This window comes from uncultured Pontibacter sp., from assembly GCF_947495565.1.
Classification (GTDB): Bacteria; Bacteroidota; Bacteroidia; order Cytophagales; family Hymenobacteraceae; genus Pontibacter.
This window is the reverse complement of record NZ_CANLZM010000012.1, coordinates 43,790-58,925: the sequence shown is the minus strand read 5'-3', so window position 1 is coordinate 58,925 and position 15,136 is coordinate 43,790. Positions and strand designations below refer to the sequence as shown.

Annotated in this window: 13 protein-coding genes; all 13 read left to right on the top strand. The window is 51.0% G+C overall.

All coding sequences use genetic code 11. The annotated features are described in order from the left end of the window. Positions 1–163 precede the first annotated feature (163 nt). Entirely contained in the window at positions 164–628 is a 465-nt protein-coding gene (locus tag Q1B04_RS14990; protein WP_299760194.1) for a septal ring lytic transglycosylase RlpA family protein, read from the top strand. Positions 629–876: 248 nt separating this feature from the next. Next, positions 877–2,523: a TldD/PmbA family protein gene (locus Q1B04_RS14985; protein WP_299760192.1), complete on the top strand. Its 1,647-nt coding sequence runs from the start codon at positions 877–879 to the stop codon at positions 2,521–2,523. A gap of 128 nt (positions 2,524–2,651) precedes the next feature. Continuing rightward, positions 2,652–3,968 carry a TldD/PmbA family protein gene (locus Q1B04_RS14980; protein WP_299760190.1) on the top strand — a complete coding sequence of 439 codons (1,317 nt, stop codon included), beginning with the start codon at positions 2,652–2,654 and terminating at the stop codon, positions 3,966–3,968. Between the two features lie 76 nt (positions 3,969–4,044). Further along, positions 4,045–4,248, top strand: a complete 204-nt coding sequence (locus Q1B04_RS14975; protein ID WP_299760188.1) for a DUF4926 domain-containing protein — start codon at positions 4,045–4,047, stop codon at positions 4,246–4,248. 38 nt (positions 4,249–4,286) lie between these two features. After that, positions 4,287–4,904, top strand: coding sequence for a DUF4159 domain-containing protein (locus Q1B04_RS14970; protein ID WP_299760186.1), 618 nt, complete (start codon positions 4,287–4,289; stop codon positions 4,902–4,904). Positions 4,905–5,277: 373 nt separating this feature from the next. Further along, complete coding sequence (locus Q1B04_RS14965) at positions 5,278–6,273, top strand: MoxR family ATPase (RefSeq protein WP_299760184.1); 996 nt, start codon at positions 5,278–5,280, stop codon at positions 6,271–6,273. A 72-nt stretch (positions 6,274–6,345) separates the two neighbouring features. Beyond that, positions 6,346–6,951 (top strand): hypothetical protein, encoded by a 606-nt coding sequence (locus tag Q1B04_RS14960; protein WP_299760182.1) that lies wholly within the window; start codon positions 6,346–6,348, stop codon positions 6,949–6,951. 150 nt (positions 6,952–7,101) lie between these two features. Further along, entirely contained in the window at positions 7,102–7,416 is a 315-nt protein-coding gene (locus Q1B04_RS14955; RefSeq protein WP_299760180.1) for a hypothetical protein, read from the top strand. An 18-nt stretch (positions 7,417–7,434) separates the two neighbouring features. Continuing rightward, positions 7,435–8,325, top strand: a complete 891-nt coding sequence (locus Q1B04_RS14950; protein ID WP_299760178.1) for a DUF58 domain-containing protein — start codon at positions 7,435–7,437, stop codon at positions 8,323–8,325. A 286-nt stretch (positions 8,326–8,611) separates the two neighbouring features. Then, complete coding sequence (locus Q1B04_RS14945) at positions 8,612–10,003, top strand: BatA domain-containing protein (RefSeq protein ID WP_299760176.1); 1,392 nt, start codon at positions 8,612–8,614, stop codon at positions 10,001–10,003. Positions 10,004–10,005: 2 nt separating this feature from the next. After that, a complete protein-coding gene (locus Q1B04_RS14940; RefSeq protein ID WP_299760174.1) occupies positions 10,006–12,183 on the top strand; it encodes a DUF4175 family protein in 2,178 nt (725 codons plus the stop codon). Positions 12,184–12,461: 278 nt separating this feature from the next. Next, on the top strand, positions 12,462–12,962 hold the full coding sequence (locus Q1B04_RS14935; RefSeq protein WP_299760172.1) for a DUF1905 domain-containing protein: 501 nt from the start codon (positions 12,462–12,464) through the stop codon (positions 12,960–12,962). Positions 12,963–12,974: 12 nt separating this feature from the next. Then, positions 12,975–14,768 carry a hypothetical protein gene (locus Q1B04_RS14930; RefSeq protein WP_299760170.1) on the top strand — a complete coding sequence of 598 codons (1,794 nt, stop codon included), beginning with the start codon at positions 12,975–12,977 and terminating at the stop codon, positions 14,766–14,768. Positions 14,769–15,136 lie beyond the last annotated feature (368 nt).

Genomic DNA, 15,136 nt, shown 5'->3' with positions numbered 1-15,136 from the left:
ATTACCTGACTTAAGGCAAGTCAAGGCGTTCTACCCATATCCCCCTACACGCTAGGCGCAATAATGGCGCAAATGGCTCCGTTTAAAAACAAATTCCGTAATTTTGCGGCTTCACCAACTATTAAATGATATGAGTCATAATAGAAAGTGCTTTATTTTTTCATTGATCATTTTTCTATTTGTAGGCGTTAGCCAACCAATTTTTGCACAGAACAACTCCGGCCAAACCAAAGTATTAAAAGGCGAGGCATCGTGGTACGGCAGCCGTTACCACGGCAGAAAAACCAGCAGCGGCGAGCGTTATAATAAAAACGACATGACTGCCGCCCACAAAACCCTTCCTTTCGGCACAAAAGTAAAAGTAACCAACCTCGACAACAACGAGTGGGTTATTGTGCGCATCAACGACAGAGGCCCGTTTGTAGGAGACCGTATTATTGATGTTTCGGAAGCGGCGGCACGTAAGCTTGAGTTTCATGGCCAGGGAATCGGCAACGTGAAAGTGGAGGTGCTGGAGTCGAAAGCCGATCTTGCTTCGGCAGTAGGGTTTTCGTTCAATGTGCCATCCTTTGCCAGCAACGAGCTTAGCGCTGACATAGATACCAGAGTTCTGCTGAGCAGAAACTAAGGAGCGGAGGCTGTTGCGGCCATCAAAATTTCTCGAAGTAATTTATCTTTTTAAAAGCGCGGTGCCTGTAGAGGCGCTGCGCTTTTTTGCTTTATAGCCCCTGCTTTGGTAGAAGTATAGTCTTGCTTCATCTATAAAATACTGTTTTTAAGCTGATAAGCCACACCTGTACTTTGAGATGAAAAATAGAATTGCTATACTTAAGATACCAAAACAAAACTCATTACACTTATCTAACCTTTCTGAACTTGAAAAGACGAAACTTCCTTGAACTATCGGCGCTGGGCTTTGGGGGCTTAATGTTGCCATCCATCCCCGTGTTCGGAGATATCATCTCTCCGGAGCGCGCGCTGGAGCAGGTCGATCCGGCACTGAAAAAGCGGCTGGCCGACGTAGCCCTGAACTCCGCTAAATCCAAAGGTGCCTCTTATGCCGATGTGCGCATTGGCCGCTATCTGCAGCAATACATCTTTACCCGCGAGAAGCAGGTGCAGAACATCGTGAACGCGGAGTCTTACGGCGTAGGCGTGCGTGTGCTGGCCAATGGCACCTGGGGCTTTGCTGCCACTTCTGATGTATCGGATAAAGGTATAGCCAAAGCCGCTGAGCAAGCTGTGGCTATTGCAAAGGCTAACGCGAAGCTGCAGAAAGAGCCGGTGCAGCTGGCTCCTGTGCAAGGTTATGGAGAGGTAAGCTGGCGCACTCCAATCGAGAAAAACGCTTTTGAAGTGCCCGTAGGCGAAAAAGCGGACCTGCTGTTAGCTGCCAACGCCGCCGCTATGGATAACGGCGCCAACTTCGTGAACTCAGCCTTGTTCCAGGTAAACGAGCAGAAATACTTTGCCTCTACCGAAGGCTCATATATAGACCAGGACATTCACCGCATCTGGCCAAACTTTACCGTTACGGCCGTAGATAAAGCCAGCGGCAAGTTCAGAACCCGCGAAGCACTGAGCGCTCCGATGGGCATGGGTTACGAGTACATGAACCCGAAGGCATCAGAAAAAATAAAAGGCCCGGAAGGCACTGGCCTGATGGGCTACCGCTACGCCTACGATATGCTGGAGGATGCAACCCTGGCAGCCAAGCAAGCCAGGGAGAAGCTTTCGGCTAAATCAGTAATGGCTGGCAAGTATGATCTTGTACTTGACCCGAACCACCTCGGCCTTACGATACACGAGTCTGTTGGCCACCCACTGGAGCTGGACCGCGTGCTGGGTTACGAGGCAAACTATGCAGGCACTTCTTTCGCCACGCTGGATAAGTGGAAAACCAAGAACTTTAAGTATGGCTCTGATAAGGTGAACATCTTTGCAGATAAAACACAACCGGGATCGCTGGGCTATGTAGGCTGGGACGACGAGGGTGTGAAGACAAAGAAATGGGACCTGATCAAAGACGGTACACTTGTAAATTACCAGGCCATCCGTGACCAGGCGCACATCATTAATGAGCCGGAATCGCATGGCTGCTGCTACGCCGACAGCTGGAGCTCGGTGCAGTTCCAGCGCATGCCAAACGTATCGCTGGCGCCGGGCAAGGAGAAGAAGAATGTGGATCAGTTGATAAGTGGTGTGGATAAAGGCATCTATATTGCGGGCCGCGGCTCCTACTCCATCGACCAGCAGCGCTACAACTTCCAGTTCGGGGGCACCACCTTCCACGAGATCAAGAACGGTAAAATTGTTGGTCCGCTTGAGGATGTGGCCTACCAGAGCAATACCCAGGAATTCTGGAACTCCTGCTCCGACATGTGCGACGAAAGCGACTACCGCCTGTTCGGTTCGTTCTTCGATGGCAAAGGCCAGCCTAGCCAGGTAAGCGCTGTATCGCATGGCTCTGCCCATACGCGCTTTAACGGTGTGAACGTGATAAACACAGCGCGTAAAATCTAGATTAGTTTAGAGTTAATAGTTAAAAGTGGATTAGCCAGAGAGCAGTCAAGCTTACAGCGACTGACTTTCTAACTTTTTAACCTTCTAACTTCCTTAACTCATAACTCTCAACTCTTAACTAAAAGAAGATGGCAATATTATCAAAAGAAGAAGCTCAGGCGATACTGAAGAAAGCGCTGGGTTTTTCGAAGGCTGACGAGTGCGAGATTACGCTCAGCGGCAACAACGGCGGCAACATCCGCTACGCCAGAAACGAGGTATCCACGAGCGGTGCAGAGGAGAACGTATCCATGGCCGTGGAATCTAGGTTTGGCAAGCGCTCCGGAGTGGCCACTATAAATGAGTTCGACGATAAATCGTTAGAGAAAGTAATTCGCCGCTCAGAGGAGATTGCGCGCCTGGCACCGGAAAGCCCGGAGTATGTGGAGTTGCTTGGGCCGCAAAAGTATATCACTACCAAAGAGCATTTCGACTCTACGGCTAAAATAGACCCGGCTTACAGAGCCGATGCAGCCGCTAAAAGTATAAAAGCAGCCGCCGATAAAGGACTTACAGCCGCGGGTTTTCTGGAGCACTACACCCGCTTCACGGCTAAAATGAATAACAAAGGCCTGTTTGCTTATCATCCGTCTACCGTAGTAGATTTTTCGGTAACCATGCGTACGGAAGACGGCACCGGCTCCGGCTACGTAACCCAGGATTTCTCGGACGTAAGTAAGCTGGACACGGGCAAAGCCTCGCAGATAGCCGCTGAAAAAGCCGCTAACTCCCGCAGTGCCAAAGCCCTGGAGCCAGGCAAGTATACAGTTATATTAGAACCAGCTGCTTCCATTGACCTGCTGCAAAACATGTTCTATAACATGGATCAGCGCAATGCCGAAGAAGGCCGCAGCTTTATGAGCAAGCCGGGCGGCAAAACCAAAGTAGGCGAAAAGCTGGTGGATGAGCGCATCACGGTGTACTCAGACCCAACCAATGCCGAGGTGCCTTCCGCTCCATTTTCTGGTGACGGCCGCCCGCAGCAGAAAGTTGTATGGGTAGATAAAGGTGTGGTGAAAAACCTGTACAATAGCCGATTCTGGGCTTCGAACAAAGGAGCCGTGTCAGTTCCGCCTCCAAGCAACATTATTATGGAAGGCGGCAACCAGTCGCTGGAAGATATGATCAAGAGCACTAAGCGCGGCATACTAGTTACGCGCCTCTGGTACATCCGCTCTGTAGATCCGCAGACGTTGCTGTACACCGGCCTCACCCGCGACGGTACTTTCTACATCGAGAATGGCAAGATCATGTACCCGGTGAAGAACTTCCGTTTCAACGAGAGCCCTATCATCATGCTCAACAACCTGGAAGCCCTGGGTAAGCCGCAACGCATCAGCGGCAGTCTTATTCCGCCAATGAAGATCCGTGACTTTACCTTCACGAGCCTTTCGGATGCAGTATAGAAACTGCTGATTTATACTTTGGATGCCGTATGCAGCAGTGCTGTGTGCGGCATTCATTTTCATACTATGAAACTTTATGCTTGCCCAATATCAAGTTATAATATTGTTAAAAGATATAAATCCTGGACTTAAAACTGGAATGGCAGGAGTTATATTTGAGGTTTGGGATAAAGAAACATTTGAAGTGGAGTTTCTAGATCAAGATGGTTTTAACTATACCTATAGTGGCCAAATAACTTTTACGTTGAAACAGAGTGATATCAAACCATTAGAAGTATAAAACTCAAGACTCAGAACTCTTAACTCAGAACTCCCATCGTGCAACCCTTCACCTTCGTGCGCCTGCAATACCGCTCCGGCAACTGGGATACCGACCCGCGTATGCCGAGCAACCTGCTGCACTCGCTTATCCAGTACACCACGGTGCCGGTAAACGAGCAGGAGAAGGTGGTGTCGCTAGAAAGCTCGGAGTTGTTTAAGTACCCTTTCAGCTACCTGAGCGGGCACAAGCTGGTGCAGTTTAACCAGAAGGAGCGGCAAAACTTTAAGACCTATGTGCAAAACGGCGGTTTCGTGTTTGTGGATGATTGCAACCACGACGTAGACGGGCTTTTTGCCAAGTCGTTTGAGGAGCAGATGCGGCAGCTGTTCGGAGCAAGTGCGCTCAAGAAAATCCCGAACAACCATAAGCTGTACCAATCTTTTTTCACCTTCGAGGAAGGCCCACCCACTACCAGCTTCGAGCTTAACGGCTGGGGCGATGACCTGGTGCACGATTACCTGAAAGCGATAGAGATAAACGGGCGCATTGCCGTGCTCTACAGCAACAAAGATTATGGTTGCGAATGGGACTATGACTTCCGGAACAAGCGCTGGCTGGCAGAGGATAATACCAAGTTCGGAGTGAATATAATAATGTATGCGCTGACGAGTTAATTTGTCAGAATCAGGATTTACAGGATTTTAGGATCAACAGGATTCTTATAGATGATGATTACATCTATGCATTTCTTAAGAGGGGGAATTTCCAGTTTTTAGATTCTTAAAGAATAAGTTCTGTAGTGAAATGCTGCTGAAAAGTATAGTAGATTCTTTTAGAAACGTAGCTATGCAAGTATAGCCTGAGCCCGGTGCACCAACAACAATTTTTTGTTTGAGCGTTTAGCGAGTTCAAAATTGTCTTGACTCTTTTGCTTACTTTTCTCATCAAGGAGAAAAGTAAGGCCCCGCCGGCAAGGCGAGCTATGAAACAAATAAAGTTGAGCATGAGAAAGCTTCAGCTATAACAAAATACTAGTCAAAGTATAACATGACTGAACCAGACATAACCCGCCTGCTGGCAAAGCTCCCACAGCTAAAGCAGGAGATACAGAAAGTAATCGTGGGCCAGGAGGAGGTGCTCGACGAGGTGCTGATTACCATGATGGCCGGTGGACACGGTTTGTTGGAAGGCGTACCAGGACTCGCCAAAACGTTGCTCGTGCGCACGCTCAGCAACGCTATGGATTTAGGCTTTAGAAGGATTCAATTTACTCCGGACCTGATGCCAACCGACATCCTCGGCACCGAAGTACTGGAAGAAGACCATGCCACCGGCAAGCGCTTTTTCAAGTTCAACGAGGGGCCGATCTTCTCGAACATCGTGCTGGCCGATGAGATAAACCGTACGCCACCCAAAACGCAGGCCGCCTTGCTGGAGGCCATGCAAGAGCACGAGGTAACCTACGCCGGAACAACATACTTCCTGCCCAAGCCCTTCTTCTTGCTGGCCACCCAAAACCCCATAGAGCAGGCCGGAACCTACCCGCTTCCCGAAGCGCAGCTAGACCGCTTCCTGCTTTTCATCAAAATAAAATACCCCACCGAGCAGGAGGAGCTAAACATACTGTCCAGCACCACCGGCACACGGAAGGCGCAGGTGCAACCCATACTTAGCGGGGAAGAGGTGATGCTGCTGCGCCAGCTGGTCCGCGAGGTAAGTATAAGCGACGAGCTTCTGGGCTTTGTAAACCAGATTGTACGCGCCACCCGCCCCGACAGCACAAGTATAGACTTTATAAAACAGTATTGCCGCTGGGGAGCCGGGCCACGCGCCGGGCAGGCACTTATACTTACTGCCAAAGCCAGAGCCTTGTTAAATGGCCGTTTCGCTGTAACCGTGGAGGATATTAAAACAATGGCCTACCCTGTGCTTCGCCACCGCGTGCTGGTCAACTTCGCTGCCGAAGCCGAGCGCGTAACGCCAGACAAGGTGGTAGATGAACTGCTGCAAAGTATAAAACTTCCGAAGGCGGTGCTGGTATAAAGTATCCAACCACCCCCAGCCCCTCCTTGTCTAAGGAGGGGAGTTAAAATGCCTGGCGCGGGTTTGCAACCCGTGACGTGGAATAAGTGCGAGTCTCCAGACTCGCTTATACTATTTGCAAAACAAAAGCAGAAACAGATGCACGAGACAGACATAGTAAAGCTGACGGAAACAGGAACTGACCTCCTGCGGAAAATGCTGGGCGCGCGCATCTGCTACTTCATCACGGATAGTATAAAAATTGAGGCCAGCGGCAGTAAGGTGCGGTATTGGGCGCTGGAGTTCGCGGTAGGCCTTACCACCAACAAGCGCGACCAGAGTTTCATCAACATCAGCGCCGATTACAAGCTCTCCTCCAGATCCTCGACCACCTACTACGGCTTCGAGATAGAGGAAAGCAAGGTGCCGTTGCGCAAAGAGAAGCTGCTGCAGTCTGGGCAATACTCGGAGATAAAGGTGCTGTCGGGGCAGGTGTTGATGATAGAAGTATACCAGGACTGGAACCAGGAGTTCGACGAGACCATCCATTACGACGCCGCCATCGTGCTTTACACCGACTCCCAAAAGTATATGCTAAAGGTCCGCGAAGAGCTAGTTGGTGGGGTGGATGTTATTTTGGATGAAGCCGCTATTGAGGCGGAGCTGGTGGATTTAAAGTTAAGGCAGAGTTTGGTGTAGGTAGATTATACTTATTGTCTAAAGATGATACCTGATTATATTAAGCTAAGTCGAGGTGGAATTAAATTTTTTCAACTGTTTATTCTACTGTTCTCTTCTCTACTGGCATTATTTAATGTGCTATTTGTATGGTCTGAACCTACAAAAAATATGATAGTAGTTACACTTATTAGTACTGCAGGACTTGTTACTTTAAATTTACTTTATGCAAAAATTTATGATGTAAAAATCGAGAATCATGAAATCATCATTGAGAACTTGTATGCTAAGGTTGAGTTCTGTGGAGAGGATCTTACAGCAATAAAAGGCGTGCATCCTATTCCATTCTTATATAAGGTGGTTATAGGCAAAAGAAACTATTTTTTCTTTGGGAACTTGGCACTCGCTCTTAAAGAATTTACAGCAAGTACAGCTGAAGCTCTAGAAGCTATTACGATTCAATTTAAAAAGCGTAAGCGTAAATAACATTCGAGACACTAGTCCTTGAGCACCCACAAATTCATCGACCCGAAGGTACTGGCTACCATAAAAGACCTGCCGCTGTTGGCTAAAACGGTGGTGGAGGGCTTTTTGGCGGGGCAGAACCAGAGTTTGCGGCGCGGCGCGGGGCTGGAGTTTAGCCAGTACCGCAGCTACCAGCCCGGCGACGACCTACGCCAACTCGACTGGAAGATGTTTGCCCGCTCCGACCGCTATTACATCCGCGAAGCCGAGGTAGACACCAATATCACGGTGCGGTTTATACTGGACGGCAGCGCCTCGATGGCACACGAAGATGAAAACGGCATCAGCAAGATGGATTATGCGCGGTTCTTGGTGGCCTCGCTGGCATACCTGGCCACCACGCAGGGCGATGCCGTGGGCCTTTATGTGCTGCACGAGAACCAGCTCATCAACCTAACGCCCCGCTCCGATAACATGCATTTGCAACGCTTCTGGCATCAACTGGCAGAAATTAAGCCGCAAGGTAAATTTCCGGGTATGGAGGTGGCCGCCAACCTGTTTGCCGACAGGCGGCAGAAGGAGCTTACCGTTTTTCTGTCGGATTTGTACGAGCATGAAAGCGAGATAAAAGATTTGCTGTTTAAGCTGGGCGCACAAGGCCACGAGCTACTACTGATGCACCTAATGAGCCGCAACGAACTGGACTTCAGCTATACCGGCACCCTCACCTTCGAGGACCTGGAAACCGGGCAAACCCTGCAGGTAAGCAGCGCCTCGCAACGGCAAGCATACTTGGCCAGGCAGCAGGAGTGGCTACAGGAAACCGAAAAGGCGCTGCGCAACCACCAGATCGCCTACAACCGCTTCGTAACCGACGAGCCGCTGGATAAGGCGCTGCGTACATTCCTGCAAAAGCGACTGCTTTATTGATTGTTGGTTGTTAAATGGTTGATTGTTGTTTTGAGTATTTAAAAGATATTTATGGCGCGAGAGTACTTGCGTGTAGCAGGCTATAGTTTGAGCCTCTGGCTCAGTTGAGTTACGAACTCAACATTATATTTAAGCACGGGTTGCAAACCCGCGCCAGTAAGAGAGTCATCAGTTTAAATAACTACAAGTATAAAATTAAAGAAATAGAAAAGTCCTCCTTTGAAGGGGGCGGGGGAATGAAATCGTTCCCAAAACGAATTCCTAATTCTTAACTCTAAATTCCTAATTGATACTAACAGCACCATACTGGCTACTTGCAGCATCGGCTATACTTATCCCGATCGCCATTCATCTGTGGAACAAGCGGCAGGGGAAGACGGTGAAAGTGGGTAGTTTGCGCTGGCTGGAGGCCTCGGCGAGTAACCGCTGGAGCAGTATAAAGCTGAACAATTTCTGGCTGCTGGTGCTGCGTAGCCTTATACTTATACTCTTGGCTGTGGCGCTCGCGCAGCCAGTTTGGGTACATGATGCTCAAAAAACCGAAGGCGCAAAAGCAGTTGTAGTTAGCGAGGAGCTGCTGTATACTTCGGCACTCAAGCCTATCAAACCAACCATCGATTCGCTGCTGCAGCGCGGCTATACCTTGCATGCTTATACTTCTGATTTTACGCAAATACCGCAGGAGACATGGCAGCAAATCACAAGCCGCACCCACAATAGTATAACAGCGAGCAGGTATAACTATTGGGGCCTTTCGCAGGCTTTGGCAGCAAGGTATAAAAACCCGCAGGATAGTGTGTGGCTCTTCACCTCCGATCAGCAACAGCATTTTGCCGGTGCACGCCCCGAAGCTTTGCCGCAGCACATCCGTTGGGTTCCGGTGGCTACGGAGGCGCGTGTAAATTGGCTGCAAGCAGCCATTCAAACCTCTCCCGATAGCCTCTTGCTTATACTTGGCCAAAGCTCCCGCGAGGGCACCAGTTACAGCAAACACAGCATTACGGCATCAACCCCAAGTATAAACCTCCCCAATAAACAGCAAGTGCAGCTTATACGGCAACAAGATTCGCTGCAAGCCACCATCTCCGGCAACAGCAGCAAAGTACTTGTGCAAACAAAGCCGCTGCAGGTAGCCATACTTTCCGGTGAGGCGCAGCAAGCGGAGGCGCGGTACATCAAAGCGGCCTTGCAATCCATCAGCAGCTATACGGGTTTGCCCATAGAGGTTAAGGCTGATACGGCAGAAGTGGATTGGCTTTTCTGGTTTCGAAGCGAGGACGTGCCCGCTAGCATAAACCAGCAGGTAAGGCAAGGCTTGCAAGTATGGGTGCAACGGCAGACGGATGATCAGGTGGAGCAGGTAAATTTTACAACAGCCGCGGCACCGCTGAAAGTGCGGCAGGTAGGCAAAGGTAGCATCTACCAGTATACTGGCACATTGGCACTAGACATGCAACTGCCCGAGCAGCTGTTGCCGCTACTTTTGCCAACTAACAAGGCCACCTATGACTACCGCGCCCTTGATGAGCAACAACTGCTGCCTGCAAACCGGGCACAGGCAGCAGCCGAAACTACCCCAAAATCAGCGCAGGCTAATTTACTGAAATGGATTGTTTTAGCGGCCTTTGTTTTATTTTTAATAGAGCGGGTAATCGCCGGCAGGCGCAGCAAAGTATAACTATGGCCTCAGCAGAAAGCATCTATATCCTCCAACATATCCGCAGGCAATACGTGCAGGCGAAACTGTGGCTGTATGCGCTGCAAACGCTGGCAGTTATACTTTTGGGCGTGGCCATACTTTGGCGCTGGAAAATGGAGGCTCCAATTTTAGCCGCAACAGCCATTGCCATACTTGCCAGCGCTATAGTATACTTTATACTTCGTTGGAGATCGGTTTCTAAAACGAGCCTGCACCAAGTGGCCCGCCACCTGAACCGCCAATACCCGCAACTGCAGGACAGTACCGAACTGCTGCTGCACGCGCCCGACAACTTGCTTCAAAAGCTACAGCAACAGCGCTTAACCATTACGCTAAACGAGCTGCACCCGGAGCAGCAGAAAACCTTTAGCCTACGCGGCACGGCTACCTATACCTTTCTGGGGCTGGCGCTGCTGCTTTCGGTAGGGATTTTATACTTGCCGGCGGCTCCGCTTGGCTCAGTTGCGCCTAAAAGTATAGAGTTAGAGTTTCCAGACGCACTTGTCGCCGCCGCCGATACAGCCGCCAAGATTGAAAAGATCGAGATCACCATTACACCGCCCGGCTATACCGGTAAAGCTACTTACCGCGCCGAAAGCCCTAATTTACGTGTAGAGGAGGGCGCTACCGTTACCTGGCAGATCAGAACAAATAAACCGGCGCAATTGCAATTTGGCCTGAACGAGCAGCAGCCTGCCAGCTTTAAGACGCAAAATGGCAACTATACTTTCTCCCGCCGCTTCAGCGAGTCAGGCTTGTACACCATCAACCTCAACGGGCAAAAATCGGCTTTTTATACTTTGGAAATTATCCCCGACGAGGCACCGGTCATCCAGATCAGCAAACCCAACGAGTACACCGAAATACGGCTAGGCGAGCCGCAGCGCGTAAGGCTGCAGGCGCAACTCACCGACGATTACGGCATCCGGGAGGCCAGCATGATCGCCACGGTGGCAAAAGGCTCTGGCGAGGCCGTAAAGTTTCGGGAAGAAAAAATTAAACTGAACCTGAGCGGCAGCAGCCGCAACTACACCATCAACCAAACCTTGAACCTGCAAAAGCTGGGCATGGGCTACGGCGACGAGCTATATTTTTACCTGCAGGCCTGGGACCGCCACCGCGGCTACACCCGCTCCGAAACATACTTTGTCCAGATCGAGGACACCGTAATTGTAGAGGCCAGCTTCGACATGACAGCCGGCGTAAACCCGGTGCCGGAGTATTTCCGGAGCCAGCGCCAAATTATCATCGACACCGAAAAGCTGATAAAAGAGCAGAAAAACATTAGCCGGGCAGTATTTGAGGAGCGCTCCAACAACATCGGGGTAGACCAAAAGCTGCTGCGCCTGCGCTACGGCAAGTTTCTGGGCGAGGAGTTTGAGAGCGGCATCGGGCCGGGCGGCGGCATACCCGAGGGCGCAGAGGGCCACGAAGAGGCGGAGCATTTTGAAGGCGATGGGCACGACCACCCTGAGTTTGCCGACCAGAACAGCCCCGAGGCCCTGCTCGACCCTTACCTGCACAAGCACGACCAGGAGGGCGAAGCCACGCTTTTTGAACCAGCTGTGAAAGCCAAACTGAAAGGCGCGCTGGCGCAGATGTGGGAAGCTGAACTGCGTTTGCGCACGCACAAACCCAAAGAGGCATTGCCTTACGAGTACAAAGCGCTTCGGATGTTGAAGGATGTGCAGCAATCGCAGCGGGCATACGTGGCAAAAACCGGATTTGAGGCGCCGCCCCTAAAAGAACCGGAACTGCGCCTGTCGGGTGAGTTGGATAAGATAACGCCCCTGAATGAGCAAAAAAATATAGATGAGAAGCAGGAGCTGCCACATACACGCGCCGCGCTAAACTGGCTGGCCAAGTATAAACAAACTCACAAGTATAAACCTGCTGATGCACAGGTACTGGAGCAGGCGGGGCAGGAACTGGCGGAGCACGCGCTGAGTAACTCGGGCAAAAACCTAAAAGCGCTGCAAGATGTGCAGCAGCTGATAACAGAAGTAAAAGCCGGCAAAGAGTTGTGCGCCTCCTGTCTGGCGGGTGCAGAGCAGGCCTGGACGGAGCTGCTGCCCTCGGTAAAACAAACACCGCAGCCAAAGCAGGCTGTAAGAAGCAAGCTGGCGCAGGAGTATATGGAGCGGTTGCGGGAGAGGTGAAAAAGTTAGAGGGTTAGAGAGTTTGGGAGTTAGAGAGTTGTACCCCGGCCCTCCCCTAAAAACAGGGGAGGGAGTCTGACTCAAGCTCCGTTAGCAGCGGCTATCGAACTGATCCCAATCCTTGGGTTGAGCCCTCCCGGGCTGGAGGGAGCCAAAGTAAGAAATGAAACGAGCAGGTAGTGGGGCCGTGGATGAACAAAAGCTAGACAGTATAGCTTGGCTCCAGTTACAGACAATAAACAGCAGCCAATGAGTATAGCAGAAACAAAAACTAAACTATGATCCAATTCAACACCCACATCGCCTTACTCCAGCACCTGCCCGGCATGCACTACCTGGAAGTGCCGCAGGAAGTGGTGCAGCAACTGGGCACGCTCAAAATACGCCTGCACTGCACGGTTAACCAAGCGCTGACTTTCCAGTGTGGGCTAATGGCCTTGGGCGAGGGCAAAGCCTATATCAGCATCAGTAACAAGCGCATGCAGCAGCTGGGGGTAAGGTTGCATGATACGGTGGCGGTAACTTTGGAGAAAGACAATAGCGCATACGGCACTGAAATGCCTGCCGAAATGGAAGAGTTGCTGGTGCAGGACGAGGAAGGCAACCGTCGTTTCCTGCTTCTAAAACCAGGCATACAGCGCTATATGCTCAATCATGTGTCGGCGGTAAAAAGCCCGCAGCTGCGCGTGGACCGTGCTATTACTTTAATCGAGAACCTGAAAACACTGCCGGAAGGCAAGGAGAATTTCCGGGCCATGCTGGGGCTGCCTCCGCGATAAGAAAAGATATCTATGATGTATTATACCTGGCTGATAGCAATACCGATCATACTTGTGCTGTTGTGGCTGGCCTGGCGTCGGCCAAACCGGCAGCGGCTGGGCTGGCGTTTGGCGGCAAGTATGGTGGCGGGCATTAGCTTGGTGCTACTGGTTTTTCCGCCGGTTACGCAGCAAGACATTAACCCCAGCGCTGCCATTCTGTTAACCGAAGGCTACAACCCCGACACCCTGGAAGCACTGCTGCAGCAGGAAGAGGCGAAGCCGCAAATCTATACTTACCACACCTCCAAAATAGCCGGCGGCACCTTACTTAATACCTTGCTACAACTGAGGCAGCATCAGCCCGGGCTGCAGACACTGCACCTGCTAGGCTATGGCTTGCCAACGCAAGAACTAGAGCAACTGGAAGGCCTGTACCTGCAGCCGCACCTTTCGGAGCCACCGGCTGGCATACAAACGCTTGATTGGCCGCAACGCGTAAAGCTAGGGCAGGCAGTGGAGGTAAACGGCAAGTATAACGGCGGGGCAAGCGATGCTATGCTATACATGCACGCAGCCGGCCAACTGCAGGATTCAGTTGCGTTGCCGCCCGATAGCACCCATTCAATCCGGATGCGTTATATCCCGAAAGTAAAAGGACGCGCAGTGTATACTTTGCTGCAGAAAACCGGAACGCAAACCGATACCTTGGGCCAACTGCCTGTGCACATAGAGGAGCCGCAACCGCTCGGCGTGCTGCTTTTGGCCGCCACACCCAACTTTGAGTTCAAATTCCTGAAAAACCATCTGGGCGAGCTGCAGCACCGGGTGGCCTATCGGTCCAACATCAGCAAAAACCTGAACCAAAGCGAGTGGCTGAACATGCCTAAAACAGATTTAGCCCGGATTACGCCACGGTTGCTACAGAATTTTGATGTGGTGGTAACGGAGCCGGAAGCCCTGCAAAACCTAAGCCCCGGCGAACGCACTGCTTTGCAACAGGCTGTTTCTTCGGATGGCTTAGGTGTACTGAGTATTGCCGCTGCGCCTGTTAAAAACCGCAGTATAGCTTTTTTTACCGCCTTTGATGCCCGGCGTGTTGCCCAGCAGGAGAGCCGTAGCGTGCGTGCCTCTTGGGCTGGTACTGATGCCGCTACGGCCACAGCCGCACCTTATACGTTGGTAAATGCGCCTGCAATTTCAGCTCTAATTTCAGAAACGGGAAACAATATGCTGGCTGGTGCCCGAAAGGCGGGTTGGGGTAACGTAGCGATGAGTTTGGTGCCGCAAACATTCCCGTGGCAGCTCGAGGGCAAGGAGGAAGTATACGCCAGCTATTGGGCCACACTGTTATCGGCGGTGGCAAAAGAGCAGGTGCAGGAGCAGTTCTGGCAGGTGGCGCAGCCGCAGTTCCCGCAGCCAAACCAACCGGTGCAGCTCACGTTCACGGATTATGCTTCCAGCAGCACGCCAGCTTCCGCCACAGTAACGCGCTTAGCCGACTCCACAAGTATAAACCTGCCGCTGGCGCAGCACATGCATCAGCCTGAAGAATTTAGCGGCGACTTCTGGCCGCGCCATAGTGGCTGGTACCAGGTGCAGGCAACAGGGGCACTGCCATACTTTTTCTTTGTGCAGGACTCCACAGGTTTTAGCTTTGAAGGTATAGCCTACCGCCACGCCGCCACAAAGGCTTTTGCCGCGCAGCAAAGTATAAATCTTGCCGAGGGAGCTATAGCTTATAATGAGGAGCCGGTGCCGTTGGTATGGTTCTTTGTGCTGTTTGTGCTGAGTAGCTCTTTTCTGTGGCTGGAGGAGAAGTTTTAAAGCTATCTGGCTTGTTTCCCTATACTCTGATTTCGGAATACCAATGTGTCACTAAATAAGCTGCGAGATGTAAAGGAAAGCAGGGTGTAATCTTGATTGTAAACGTACCTTTGTGGGAGTAACTTACTTCCTTTCCTGCTGTACACTTCTGTAACATACACCCTCTCATTTGGGAATATGTTTACGTACCGATCTAAATGCGTCATCATAAGGAATGACGTTGTAGACATCTCTTTGTATGTATCAAATACATAGCTTGTGTCTCTCATTGTTGACAGCATCAGTAAGTCAATTGAGTCTCTCACACCTGTTTTTTCATTCGTGAAGAACACCCGTTCGTATAGCTTCCCATTTAGCTTCGGGAAAAA

Excerpts from the sequence above, each read along its gene's own strand:
- Q1B04_RS14980 (WP_299760190.1), top strand. The coding sequence starts at position 2,652 with ATGGCAATATTATCAAAAGAAGAAGCTCAGGCGATACTGAAGAAAGCG.
- Q1B04_RS14975 (WP_299760188.1), top strand. The coding sequence starts at position 4,045 with ATGCTTGCCCAATATCAAGTTATAATATTGTTAAAAGATATAAATCCT.
- Q1B04_RS14930 (WP_299760170.1), top strand. The coding sequence starts at position 12,975 with ATGATGTATTATACCTGGCTGATAGCAATACCGATCATACTTGTGCTG.
- Q1B04_RS14935 (WP_299760172.1), top strand. The coding sequence starts at position 12,462 with ATGATCCAATTCAACACCCACATCGCCTTACTCCAGCACCTGCCCGGC.
- Q1B04_RS14965 (WP_299760184.1), top strand. The coding sequence starts at position 5,278 with ATGACTGAACCAGACATAACCCGCCTGCTGGCAAAGCTCCCACAGCTA.
- Q1B04_RS14940 (WP_299760174.1), top strand. The coding sequence starts at position 10,006 with ATGGCCTCAGCAGAAAGCATCTATATCCTCCAACATATCCGCAGGCAA.
- Q1B04_RS14955 (WP_299760180.1), top strand. The coding sequence starts at position 7,102 with ATGATAGTAGTTACACTTATTAGTACTGCAGGACTTGTTACTTTAAAT.